The sequence below is a fragment of the Sulfitobacter litoralis genome (assembly GCF_900103185.1).
Classification (GTDB): Bacteria; Pseudomonadota; Alphaproteobacteria; order Rhodobacterales; family Rhodobacteraceae; genus Sulfitobacter; species Sulfitobacter litoralis.
This window is the reverse complement of record NZ_FNJD01000025.1, coordinates 13,486-26,004: the sequence shown is the minus strand read 5'-3', so window position 1 is coordinate 26,004 and position 12,519 is coordinate 13,486. Positions and strand designations below refer to the sequence as shown.

10 protein-coding genes are annotated in these 12,519 nt (G+C 61.5%); 1 reads left to right on the top strand and 9 read right to left on the bottom strand.

Going from position 1 to position 12,519, the window contains the following annotated elements; all coding sequences use genetic code 11:
* Nucleotides 1–79: 79 nt before the first annotated feature.
* From BLQ98_RS15820 to BLQ98_RS15805, 4 genes are all read right to left on the bottom strand, one after another.
* Complete coding sequence (locus BLQ98_RS15820; protein ID WP_093734219.1) at nucleotides 80–856, bottom strand: MetQ/NlpA family ABC transporter substrate-binding protein; 777 nt, start codon at nucleotides 854–856, stop codon at nucleotides 80–82.
* 52 nt (nucleotides 857–908) lie between these two features.
* Nucleotides 909–1,583, bottom strand: coding sequence for a methionine ABC transporter permease (locus BLQ98_RS15815; RefSeq protein ID WP_093734218.1), 675 nt, complete (start codon nucleotides 1,581–1,583; stop codon nucleotides 909–911).
* Complete coding sequence (locus BLQ98_RS15810) at nucleotides 1,573–2,628, bottom strand: methionine ABC transporter ATP-binding protein (protein WP_093734217.1); 1,056 nt, start codon at nucleotides 2,626–2,628, stop codon at nucleotides 1,573–1,575. Before BLQ98_RS15810 ends, BLQ98_RS15815 begins: the two co-directional genes overlap by 11 nt.
* Before the next feature lie 118 nt (nucleotides 2,629–2,746).
* Nucleotides 2,747–5,893, bottom strand: coding sequence for a 4Fe-4S double cluster binding domain-containing protein (locus BLQ98_RS15805; protein WP_093734216.1), 3,147 nt, complete (start codon nucleotides 5,891–5,893; stop codon nucleotides 2,747–2,749).
* 96 nt (nucleotides 5,894–5,989) lie between these two features.
* Here BLQ98_RS15805 and BLQ98_RS15800 point away from each other — a divergent pair, with 96 nt between their 5' ends.
* Entirely contained in the window at nucleotides 5,990–6,463 is a 474-nt protein-coding gene (locus BLQ98_RS15800; protein ID WP_093734215.1) for a MarR family winged helix-turn-helix transcriptional regulator, read from the top strand.
* A 303-nt stretch (nucleotides 6,464–6,766) separates the two neighbouring features.
* Here BLQ98_RS15800 and BLQ98_RS15795 read toward each other — a convergent pair whose 3' ends face one another.
* The 5 genes from BLQ98_RS15795 to BLQ98_RS15775 all read right to left on the bottom strand — a co-directional run bounded on the left by BLQ98_RS15795 (nucleotide 6,767) and on the right by BLQ98_RS15775 (nucleotide 12,353).
* The gene (locus BLQ98_RS15795; RefSeq protein WP_093734214.1) at nucleotides 6,767–7,924 is read right to left on the bottom strand and encodes a saccharopine dehydrogenase family protein; all 1,158 of its coding nucleotides are present in this window, start codon (nucleotides 7,922–7,924) and stop codon (nucleotides 6,767–6,769) included.
* 161 nt (nucleotides 7,925–8,085) lie between these two features.
* Nucleotides 8,086–9,513, bottom strand: coding sequence for an alanine/glycine:cation symporter family protein (locus BLQ98_RS15790; RefSeq protein ID WP_093734213.1), 1,428 nt, complete (start codon nucleotides 9,511–9,513; stop codon nucleotides 8,086–8,088).
* Nucleotides 9,514–9,675: 162 nt separating this feature from the next.
* Nucleotides 9,676–10,626 carry an asparaginase gene (locus tag BLQ98_RS15785; RefSeq protein WP_093734212.1) on the bottom strand — a complete coding sequence of 317 codons (951 nt, stop codon included), beginning with the start codon at nucleotides 10,624–10,626 and terminating at the stop codon, nucleotides 9,676–9,678.
* Between the two features lie 150 nt (nucleotides 10,627–10,776).
* Nucleotides 10,777–11,370, bottom strand: a complete 594-nt coding sequence (locus BLQ98_RS15780) for a poly-gamma-glutamate hydrolase family protein (protein WP_093734211.1) — start codon at nucleotides 11,368–11,370, stop codon at nucleotides 10,777–10,779.
* Between the two features lie 32 nt (nucleotides 11,371–11,402).
* Nucleotides 11,403–12,353 carry a class II glutamine amidotransferase gene (locus BLQ98_RS15775; RefSeq protein ID WP_093734210.1) on the bottom strand — a complete coding sequence of 317 codons (951 nt, stop codon included), beginning with the start codon at nucleotides 12,351–12,353 and terminating at the stop codon, nucleotides 11,403–11,405.
* Between the last annotated feature and the right edge of the window lie 166 nt (nucleotides 12,354–12,519).

Below are 12,519 nucleotides of genomic sequence, written 5' to 3'. Positions count from 1 at the left end.
CTGTCACCGGTGGGCACTGCGAACCATGCACAACCGCGTCGGATACCGCCCGTGCAACAGGCGGTATCCGACATTTAGCTTACCAGGATGTAATCACAGTCCCGTGGTAGCTTTCGTCGATGAACGCTTTGATCTCGTCCGAATGATACGCCTCTAGCAGGGTTTTGACCCAAGGCGCGTCTTCGTTGCCCTTCTGCACAGCGATCACGTTCACATAAGGGTTATCGGCGCTTTCCATCGCGATGGAATCTTCCTTGGGGCTGAGGCCCGAGGCAATCGCGTAGTTGGTGTTGATCAGCGCCGCATCAAGGTCCGCCAGCGAACGGGGCAGCTGCGCCGCGTCGAGTTCTTTGAACGACAGGTCTTTGGGGTTCTCGATGATGTCCAGAACCGTCGGCACCAGACCCGCTTCGGGATCGACTTTGATCATGCCAAGTTGTTGCAGGACCAGCAGCGCACGGCCGCCATTGGTGGGATCGTTCGGGATGCCAAAGGTCGCGCCCTCTTCAAGGTTGGCGATGTCGGTGATCTTGTCCGAATAGACGCCCATGGGCGTGGTGATCGTGTTGCCCACAACCGCCAGCGCAAAGCCGCGGTCTTTCATCTGTGCTTCAAGGTAAGGCACGTGCTGGAAGGAGTTCGCCTCGATGTCGCCATCGGCCAGCGCTTGGTTTGGCACAACGTAGTCAGAGAATTCGATGACGTCGATTTCAAGGCCCATCGGCTCTGCAACGCGAGCGACTTCTTCCATGATTTCGGCGTGCTCGCCGGGGGAAACGCCGACTTTGATCTGCTCGGCCATCAAGGATGTAGCCATCAGGGCAAGTGTGGATGTCAGGGTTACAAGACGTAGCATGTGTATGCTCCTTTAACTGGGAAACGAAGTAGGGGGAGGAGGCGACGGGACGCTATTGCCCGCCGCTTTTGGTGGCGCGTTTGTCGACAGCGGCTGCGATGCGTTCGCCGATCGATTGCACAAGCTGGACTAGCACGATGAGGATGATCACAACGACCGCCATAACATCGGGCATAAACCGTTGATACCCATAGCGAATGCCCAGATCGCCCAAACCTTCGCCGCCCACGGCGCCGACCATGGCGGAATAGCCGATTAGGCTAACGATGGCGAGTGTAAGGCCAAGCGTGATACCGGGCAGCGCTTCGGGCAGCAGCACCTTGCGGATGATCTGCAACGGGGTCGCCCCCATGGCGCGCGCCGCCTCGATCAGGCCGGAATCGACCTCGCGGATCGCGTTTTCGACCAGCCGGGCGATGAAGGGCACGGTGGCAATCGTCAGCGGCACAATCGCGGCTGTCGTGCCGATCGACGTGCCCGCAACCATCCGCGTGAAGGGGATGATCGCGACCACCAGTATGATGAACGGGACCGACCGGGTGGCATTGACGACGAGACCGAGGATTTTGTTGACCCACGGTGCCGACAACAGCTCGCCGCGTTGCGATGTCGCCAAAAACAGCCCCAAGGGCAGGCCAAGCAGCGTTCCCAGCAGCGCCGAGATGGCGACCATATAAAGCGTCTGGCCCGTGGCCTCGATCAGTAGGTTGATAAGGTTAGCCGACATAGCCAAGCACCTCCGTCATAAGCCTGTGGCTTTCCAAAAATGAACGCGCCTCTGCGGCCTTAGCCACAGGCAGCGACACCAGCAGGTTGCCGAAGGGGCGCGTGCCGATTTCCTCGACCGCACCGGCAAGGATATTGACCGGAATGCCCACGTCCTGCGTCAGCCGCGCCAGCATCGGGTCGGTGGCATGCTGGCCTGCAAAGGTCACGCGGATCACCTCTTCGCCGCCCTGCGCGGGTGGGTTTGGCATCAGACGGTCCTTGACGAAAGCGGGCAGGGTAACGCCCGTCACCCCCGACAGGAAGGACCGTGTGGTCGGATGCTGTGGCGCGGTGAAAATATCGTAAGTCTCGCCATGTTCGACGATGCGACCCCCGTCGATCACGGCGACATGGCTGGCGATGTCACGGACCACAGCCATTTCGTGGGTGATCAGCAGGATGGTCAGCCCCAGGTCGCGGTTGATGTCCTTGAGCAGCGACAGCACCGTTTGCGTCGTTTCGGGGTCTAGCGCGGATGTCGCCTCGTCCGACAGCAGCACCTTGGGGCCTGTGGCCAGTGCGCGCGCGATCCCCACCCGTTGTTTTTGCCCGCCCGAAAGCTCTGCCGGATAGCGTGTGGCGTGCGAGGTCAGCCCGACCCGTTCGATCAGGTCGGCGACACGTGGTTTGATTTGCGATGATGGCACACCGGCGATTTCCAGCGGCAGGGCGATGTTGCCCGCCACGGTGCGCGAGGCCAGCAGGTTAAAGTGCTGAAAAATCATCCCCACATCGCGACGGATTGCGCGCAGCTTGGCCCCTTTGGCGGCCCCGACATTCTGTCCACCCACCAGCACCGCACCCGTCGTGGGACGTTCGATCCCGTTGACCATGCGCAGCAAGGTTGATTTGCCAGCCCCCGACCGTCCGATGATGCCGGTGATTGATCCCGGCTCCATCGCCAAAGAGACGCCTTCAAGCGCCGTGACAGTCGTGCCGCCGGATTTCGAATAGGCTTTGCCCACGTCCTCAAACGTGATCGATGCGCCATTGGGTTCTGTCATGATCGGTCCAGCCTGCGGTCGGTTGCGGTGGCGCCCGTAGACAGAAAGGCAGGGGGTATTGCAAGCGCAGTTTTCGCATACCCGCCCTGCCTTTACTGAGGTGTCGAACGCTATATTTTCAGAGGTCCAGCACCAGATGCCCGTCCGCTGCCGCCGCACGCGACTGGCAAGTGATCAAGGTGGTTTCACGCTGCGCCTGTGACAGCACATAATCGCGGTGGTCGGCGTCGCCTTCGACCAGCCCGCAGGCGCAGACCCCGCAGATCCCGTCGGCGCATTTCACATCCACCGGCACGCCCGCCTCCGTCAGCATATCGGACAGGCTACGGTCGGCGGGCACGTGGATGTCCTTGCCGGTCTTGGCCAGATGGACCGTAAAGCTGTGATTTTCGCGCGGGGGGGCTTCGGGGACGGCGAAATATTCGATGTGACACTGATCCTCGGCAAAGCCTGCGCAAGCGGCGGCGTTCATTGCGGCCTCCATATAGGCCGGGGTGCCGCAGGCGTAGGCGTGGCTGCCCTTAGGGTGATCTGACAAGATTGCATCAAACGCTGCCCGACTGCCCTGATCGCTGATGTGCAGCACGGCCTGGGCGGCCCAAGGTGCGGCAGCGATCTCGGGCGCAAAGGCCAGATCAGCGGCGGTGCGGGCGGAATAATGTAGCGCGAAAGGGCGGCCCAACTGATGCAGCCGGTGCGCCATGGCGATCATCGGCGTGACGCCGATGCCGCCGCCCATCAACACGCTGAAGGGGGCGTCTTCGGTCAGGGGGAAATGGTTGATCGGACGCGCGGCGAAAATTTTGCGGCCTTGGCTAAAGATACGGTGCATCAGGGCGCTGCCGCCGCGGCCCTGATCCTCGCGCTGGACGGCTATGACATAGCGCGACCGGTCCGACGGATCGCCGCACATGGAATACTGGCGCAGGTATTCGGGCGCGATCACCACATCCAGATGCGCCCCTGCCTGCCACGCGGGCAAATCCGCCCTGTCTGGGTCGCGCAGTTCATACCGCGTGATCCCGTCGCTCAGCACGTCAGCACACGTGACGGTCAGCGCCAGCACCGGACTGTCGGCCAGCGGTTTGAGCGCGGGCACCAATCCTTGCGTCTCGCCGCGTGCGACCCGCGCGCGGTGCGTCGCGGCAGGGATCATCTCGCCATAGGCGCGGATACCGGCCTCGCGGTCCATCGGGTCGGGGTAGGGGTAGGGATGCGGGGCGAGCGGCGCAGGGTAGACGGCCAGCGTCTGGTCCTGCGCGCGCAGCTTCAGGTCTTTTTGCAGACCGCGGGTGTTCACCGGCTTGTCGGTGGGGCGGTAGCCGCCGTCGTCTTGCACCTCCAGATCCCACCACCATTTCTTGACGGGGTTGATGTCGCCACGGTCCAGTAGATCATCCAGCTTGGCAAGGGCGGGCGCCGTGGCGGGCAGCTTCATCGCGGTCCAGCGCCACACGCTGTCGGCCAAGATCCCCTCAAGGTTCCACGGGCAGGTCTTCATGCAGCGCCCGCACATGGCACCGCCTTCGGTCGTGATCCGGTAGGTGGCGCATTTCTGGCTGTCGGATTTCCAAATTTCGTAGCCGTTGAACATCAGCTTCGGCCCCGCCGTGATCGCCCCAGAGGGACATTCGCGGGCGCATTTCTGGCAGCTTTCGCAGAATTTCTGCAGGCCGAAATCGATCGGCTTGTCGTGGGTCATCGGCAGGGTCGTCGTTACCGCCCCCGATTTCAGACGTGGGCCAAGGTAGGGGTTCAGGATGACCTCGCCGATGCGGCTGACCTCGCCCAAGCCCGACAGCAACAGCAAAGGCGGTTGCAGCACATCGCCGTCCATCACCGTATGCGCCTTGGCCGGATAGCCCAGATCGCGGATCAACCGCGCCAGCACGCCGCCCACAAGGCTAAATCGCAAATAGGCCCGCATGGATTGCGCCACGCTGATCCAGTCATCGCCCGAGGCCCCCTCCATCGTGTCAAATCCCTGATCGATGACAAGGCTGATCGCCTGATCATGGGGCGGGTCAATCGCGGTGCCGGTGGCGTCATGGCTGTACCACGCCCAATCGGGACAACGGCTAACGCCCACGGCATCGGCCCCCAGAAAATAGGCGACGGCTTTGACCATCTCTGCGGCTTGCTGAGGGGCTGGGGCTGTTTGTGTCTCGGCCGCCTTGCCATCCTGCAGCAGGCAGAAAGCCCCCAAGGCACGCCGTTGCGCCATGGATGTCGGCGTTTTGCGGATGTACCGCCCGCCGGTGGCCCCGTCTTGCAGTTTCTTGCCCATATCGCCGAACAGCGCACGGCTGAACATATCGGTACGTTTGGGCAGGCGCGGGATGCGGGGCTCATCCATATAGGTCGTGGGGCTGCCCACCCGTTTAAGCTTTTCGAACGGCTGCGCGCCATCGGCAAAGCGCCGCGTCGCATAGGCGGGCGGTGTGCGGGGCAGGGTGGCTGTGGCGGCCAAGGGCCGGTCGCAGGCCACATCCATTGCCATGGTGATCGCGGCCAGCGAAAACCGCGTGCCGACGAAGGGGGCAGTCAACTGGCCGTCTTGGGGCAGGGCGAGCCCCGCCGCCACCGCCAGCTGGCTCAGGTCCACATCACTTGCCGTCATGGTATGCCCGCGCGCCGGACGCCCCAGCAGGCGAATGTAATTTGACAGCACCGCCGCCGATTCAGCGGCCAGCAGAGAGGATCGGTGTTCCTCCATCCCCGCAATCCACGCGGCACCTGGTTCATTCTGCTCAACGGCGCGGGGGTGCGCAAACAGGACCACCAGCGCGTGGGTATGCCCGTTGATGTCCGTCTCTGGTGCCGAGGCTGAATCGCGCAGGTCCGCCATGATCGCATCCACGCCCGAGGCCAGCGTCTTGACCTGACGCGTCTGCAAATCCTGCGCCAGCCGCGCCACATCCGCATTGCGCAGGGGCTGTGCCAGATGGTGGTCAGGAGCGAGCTTGCAAATCCCCACCATCGTCGCGTCGTTGAAATAGGCAAACGCCTTGAGGTGCTGCGCGCGCTCTGTCAGATCGGCGGGGATCTCGGCCATGGCCTTGTTCACCAGACCCTCGCGGATCGCATCCAGCATAGCGCGGTGATCCCGCGTAGCTTGTGCCAGAGGGCGGTCATCCTCCGCAGGCCCCAAAGCTTTGAAAGCTGGCACAGGCCCTGCCGCACCATCTGCGCGCTGCAGCTTTTCGGTCGGATAGGCACCCATATGGATGGGGCGGTTTTTGCGTGAACGCAGCCGTGGGGTCATGGGTGTTGCCTCGTAATTCGCCGCTATAGTTGTCATGTATCAACTATTTTGCAAGCAAACAGTAGCGGTGCAGCAAAAATGAAGTATTCATGCGTTATGACCGGATCCGAAAGCACCTCTGCCTCTGCCCCGTATAGCCTGCACGACAGGCTGGGCTTTCGCGTGTCGCGGCTGGCGGCAATTATGCGCGCCAGTCTGGACAAAGAGCTGTCGCAGCTTGGGTTGACACGTTTGGAATGGTGCGTCTTGGCAAGCATCGCGCTGGAAGGCATCACCGCGCCCTCTGGTATCGCCGAGAATATCGGCATCACCCGCCCCACGGCGTCGCGGACGTTCAAGCAGATGCGCGACAAAGGTTGGCTGGTGCAAAACCTGACAGAAGGGGACGGGCGCGCCCGTGCGATCACGCTGACCGACGCGGGGCAAGACCTGCTGGCACGTGCGCGGGTGCTGGTCGACGCGCATCAGGCGCGGTTTCTGGACAAGCTCGACCCCCAAGCGGCCGCGCATTTTCTGTCCGCACTGGATACGCTGCTGGAAGGTGTGCACGACCGGTTCGACGATCCGTAGGGTGGTTTAGGTCACCACGGGAAAGACGTTCGGCTGCTTCAGTACCCCATAGGCAAAACTGCAATCAATCGACGCGATGCCGCGAGAGGCGTCGGCTACAAAAAGCGTGCCGCCGCTTACATTCTATCCCCAAAGGGCGACCGTCGGTTTGCGTAAAGACGCTGATCGCCCCGTCGGCTTCGACCCGCAGGATTTCACCATCGTGGGGGTGGCGCACAGAGTACGGTTGCCGATCCGCTGCGCCGGTTCAAGAGGCAGCATGCGAAGCCCCCGCAGTGATGATCACCGCGAGGGAAGCTTTCGTCAGCTTTCTACGTCAAAGCTGAGCCCCGCATTGGCGGTCAGCCGGTCGATGATCGCGCTGCCAAAGACGGGTGCCGCCGTCAGCACGCCACCGGGGGCGGATGCGGCCTCTTCGATCAGGCAGATAGCGGCTTCGGTCAACATCTTGGAGGTAGACCCGTAGCCCGGATCGCGGTCGCCCTTGACGCCGACAGTCAGCCGCTCGCCCCCGTCGGAAACGCCGGTGAACATCAGGTCATAGCTGCCGTTGTCGCGTTCCTCTTTCGAGGGGCCTTCGCCGGGTTTGATATCACCGTCGCCCATGGGGTTGGATTTGGCGATGCTGCTGGCGATTGCTTCGCCTTTCTCGCCTTTGCCGGTGAACATCATCTCTTCGTAGGTGAAATCCGTGCCGTAGGGGTGGCCCATCAACATGTTTGATCGGTGCACGTTCTTGGTGTTGATCGATGCCATCACGAAGGGGGCGACCCAGATGCCGAAATCAGGGTCTTCGTAGGGCTTGTTGCCGTAAGGCTGTGTCGGCCCCTCAAACCCCGGCGTCAGTGCGAAGGATGAGACCAAGCGTTTAATCACATCGGGATCACCCATGGCCAGCTTCATCGTCTCTTTGCCCGACGCGGCTGTCCCGCCAGAGAAGGTCCCCTTCATGCCGCGCACCCGACCTTTGACGTCTTTCAGCGGCGCGCCAAATCGTTTCTGTGCCTCTTGCTGCAGGAAATAGACGCCCATGTCGAAGGGAATGCTGTCGAAGCCACATGAATGCACGATGCGCGCACCGCTGGCTTTGGCGGCATCGTTGTATTTCTCGATCATGTCCCACATGAAGGGCGGCTCGCCCGACAGGTCGACGTAATCGGTGCCGGCTTTGACACAAGCCGCGACCAGCGGTTCGCCATACAGCAGATAGGGGCCAACCGTGGTGATGATGACCCGCGCCCGTGCGACCATCGCGTCCAGCGACGCCGGGTCAGAGGCATCTGCCTCGATCAGGGGTGTATCGGCAGGCAGGCTCATTTCGTCGCGCACCGACGCAAGCTTGGACGCGCTGCGACCGGCCATGGCCCATGGGCGGTCTGGATAGGTCGCGTGGATGTATTCCGCGACCAGCCGCCCCGTAAATCCAGTTGCGCCGTAGATGATGATATCGAATTCAGCCATGTGCCGTTCCTCCCCGATTGGTTGCATGTCTTTGCGCAACTATGGGGCGAGGCAGGCGGAATTGACCATCACCGAGTTTGGGAACGCTGCGTCGGGGTGCAAAAGAAACGGGCCGCAGCAGATGCTACGGCCCGTCTCGAAGTCAGTAAGCTGCGTTCAGATCACTCTGCGGGGAGCTTCCACGCGTCGCGGTCGATGTCCAGATCGGCATAGTCATCGGGGTTCAGCACAGGACGTTCGATGCCGGCCTTAAGCTGCTGACGGAAGTCGCGCAGCAGGCGCATGGCCACAGGAAACAGCATCATGATTGCCAGCAAGTTGACCAGCGCCAGAATTCCCATCATCGGATCCGAGAAGAAGAACACCGCAGTGGCCGCCGGTGCTGTCGCCCCAAGGAAGACAATGGCGATGATCGCGATCCGCAGACCCAGAATACCCAAGGGGCTTTTGGTCAGTACCGTCATCGCGTTTTCACCCAGATAGTAGTTGTAGATGATCGACGAGAACGAGAACAGCAGGATCGCGCCGCTCAGGAAGTACTGCACCCATGTGCCCAGATGCGACACCATGCTTTGCTGAGTCAGCGCCACGCCGTCGATGCCTTCGGCACCGGGAACATAGACATCGCCCAGCAGGATCACGAACGCCGTGCACGAGCAGATGAGGATCGTGTCGATAAAGACCGAAAACGACTGCGTGATGCCTTGGCTGATGGGGTGACGTACCTCGGCGGTGGCCGCGACGTTCGGGGCAGAGCCCAGACCCGCCTCGTTCGAGAACAGACCGCGCCGCAGACCCTGCGCAACCGCAGCACCCATACCGCCACCAACGGCTTCTTGCAGGCCGAAGGCATTGGTTACGATGTCATAGATCACGCCGGGCAAGCTGGTGATGTTGAGCAGGATTACGATCAGCGCCATTGCGAGATAGCCGATGGCCATAATCGGCACGACAACATCCGACACTTTGGCAATACGGTGGATGCCGCCAAAGATGATAAAGCCCGAGATGACCGCCAGCGCGATACCAGTCCAGATGCGGTCAATGCCAAAGCTGTCCTGCATAGAACCTGCAACCGTGTTGCCTTGGAACGCGTTGAAGCCGAGGCCGAAGGCCGCAATCAGGCAGATCGCGTAAACCACGGCCAGCCAGCGGTATTCTTTACCCAACCCGTGAATGATCGCGCCAGCCGGACCGCCGCGGTAGGTGTGCTCTCCGACTTTGCGTTTGAAGAGCTGCGCGAGCGAACATTCAACAAGGCTGGTGGCCATGCCGACCAACGCGATGGCCCACATCCAAAAGACAGCACCGGGACCGCCAAGGGTGATCGCAACCGCGACGCCCGCGATGTTGCCGCCGCCGACACGTCCGCCGACCGACACCAGCAGCGCTTCGCGTGCCGAAATCTGATTGGAATCATCCGCGTTATTCTTGTTCGACAGGACGCGGAACATGCGGCCAAAGTATTCAATCTGCACGAAACCGGTCGCGATGGTGATGAAGATACCGAAAATGACGAGGATCGGGATCAGCGACCATCCCCAGGTGAAGTCTCCGATCCAGCCGAAGAGAAGTTCAAGAAATTCCATAATTATGTCCCTATGTTTTGCCGCGTTTTAAGGCGATCGTGCCCAAAGCGTAAAGCCGAATGACGCGGCAAGATGGATGGGCCAATCCTGTCGCATCTAGTGCATTGAAACTTATGGGCTTAATTTTTAGGCAAACGAGGGACGGAGTGGTTATTTGGGGGGTTAAACCGCCATCTCTCCGCATTGGTCTGTCGCCAGATAGCGTTGTAGCGCGTCGAAATCGCTTTGCTGGCTCAACGCGAACTGGATTTTCACAAAGGCCATTTCAGGTGTCATCTGGCCACCATCGACCGCGCCGCTGTCTCGCAGCGCCTTTCCCGCGGCATAGGTGCCGATCTGCATGCCGCCTTCGGCACATTGGCTGACGGCGACCACCGGAACGTTTCCGTCTTGGGCCTTGCGCAGCGCGGCGCGCAGGGCAGGGCTATCCGAGACCGTACCCGCCCCAAAACAACGCAGGACGATCCCGTCGCAGGTGCCCGCAGCGTGATCCAGCAAGGCGGCGCTGAAACCGGGGGTGACGGTCAGCACTGCGATCTCATGCGGGCGCAGCGGGCTAAGGTCGGGGGCAGGGGCTGCACTGCGCGGCACGCAGTCGGTGTGCGCGGCGGTAAAGGCGTCCAGCGCTTGCGAATGGGCCTTGCGCACGCGTGCGCCGTGTAATTTTTTGCCGCCGAACTGGACCCAGACACCAGCCGCCGCCGTACGGGCAGTGGTCAGCGCATCGATTAGATTTGCAGTGCCATCGGTGTTGGGCACGGTCAGCGGGCGCATGGCACCGGTCACGATCACGGGGCGTGCCAGTCCGGGCAGCGCAAGGCACAGCGCAGCGGCGGTATAGGCCAGCGTATCCGTGCCATGGGTTACAACAAACCCGTCAAAGCGATCACGGTGCTGGTGGATGGTTTCAGCGATGCGCAGCCAGTCCTGCGGCGTAGCTTGGGCGGAATCGATCAAGGGATCAAGCCGCAGCACCTTCACCGTGTCTGCGACGGCACCACTGGCAACCAAGGCAGCCACGGCGTCTTCGACCACGCCCGCACGCGGTGCGAATCCGTCGGGGGTCTGGGCCATGCCAATCGTGCCACCGGTATGGATCAATAATATCGCCATGCTGCACCCTTTGTGCTGATTGCCCCTGCAAAGGCCTCTGTTGGTGCCGCACGCGGACCAGATGCGCCCGCTGCTGTCAAGCCGGCATCAGGCGGGATAGATTGTCATGCGTCGGGCGGACCCGATCAGAGTACCGGCACAGGGTGACAGTCAGGCCCTGTCAAAGGTATCGGCCTTCGTGATCGCTTTGCGAAGCGCGGCGCTAAAGCGATCCATCATCGCGGTATCCTCAGACAACGCGTGGCGCAGGGATCGGGACAGTTCTAATTGCACGCCCGCGCCGCTGAGGGTGCGATTGCAGATGTTGGTCGGATGCACGCCGGGCAACGCCGTGTTCAGTTCGGCCGCAAACCCCGCGTCGCGCAGGGCGTCGCCAATGGCGTCGCGCAGGCCTTCGGCACGCCCCCCGAGCCAGACCGCGTCGGTACCGTCGTTCTTGCGCCCGTGCACCGCGACCGACGTGACAGATCGCGCCACCAATGTCAGCGCGTTGGGTTCATCAAACCGGTGCGAGGTGATGTGGAAATCGCCATGGGCACCGGGGTGGAGCGCCTCGAACAGATAGAACGACAGATCATCCGCCGCCACCGCCTGCGCGATTTGCGCCGTCTCGGGCTCGATCGTGCCCCCATGTGGTGCAAGGATCACAACGGGCGTGCCGCGATCCTTGACTGTGATCTGGTAATCTTTCCCTGCCTCATGCGCGGCGGCAAGCGTGGCGAAATCGGGATATCGGTCGGCCATGTATGTCCTTTCCAGCGTGCAGAGGGGGGCGGCTATACGTCCAGCTTGGTCACGGTCTTGGAGATTTTGCCATCTGTACGGCGCAGGGCGACCATCTCTCCAAAACGGATATGCAACCAGTCATCGCCGTCTTCGGTCAGCGGTTCAGACGCGAAAATGGCCGAGGTCGCTTCCCCTTCGGCGCTGCTGTCGACCTTGTAGCTGTCGGCGTAGTCCTGATAATTTTCACCCATCAGCAGGTACATCGGTTCCAGTAGCATCGACAAAGAATAGTCGTCGGTGCCGGGGCCTGCCTTGCGCAGCTCTTTCCAGTCACCCTTGGGCGCTGTTTCGCCCTTGTGACCTGCGCCATAGTTCACGCCGATGATCCGGTCGGGGGACACCAGCGCGATCTTGAGCTTGGTGAGGGCCACCAAGTCCAGTTTGCGCATCGCCTCCAGTACCGCGCCAAGCAGCTTTTCAAACGCCGCTTGCACATCGTCATCGCCGTCGCCCTCCATCAGAGACAGCAGCAGCACATAGAAGAATTCGGTATCGGTTGTGCCCTTCATCTGGCGCAGGTATTCGTCTTTGCACAGCGTCAGCAATTCGCGTTGCAGCAGCCGCCAATGGGGCAAGGCCCCGTTCTGTGCGATGATCCACGGCGTGCCCTTGAACGAGAAGGGGTGGCAGTTTTCATCGGCCAACACGTTGCGCGCATCATAGGCCGCGGCGCGAACGTGGGCGAGCATGGTGCTGGCTTGAAGACTGGGAATGATCCCGGGGGCGTTGTCGTCATGAAACGCTGCCAGCGGGCGATGATACAGTAGCGGCTCTTCTGGTTTCAGCAGATGCGCGCTCCATAACCCAAATCCCCAGCCCGCGAGTTGCAGGTTCGGGTGCAGTTCGGGATCAAGGCTCTGGTTGATCAGGCTATTTTCCGGCTTGGTGAGCAGGCTTTCAAGCGGAATTTCGGGCCCGATATAGGCGAGAACGCGACACATAGGTTTCCTATCTCTTCAAAGGGCGATCACGAGCATCAGGGCAAAAGCGCTGCGCCGTGTCTTTGTGGCAGGACAGGTAGAGCGTTGCCGATCAAAGGCCAGATCACTGGCGGAATTAATAGTATACGATTTACTTGATCGTATTTATTTGGCAGAATGAGTGGGT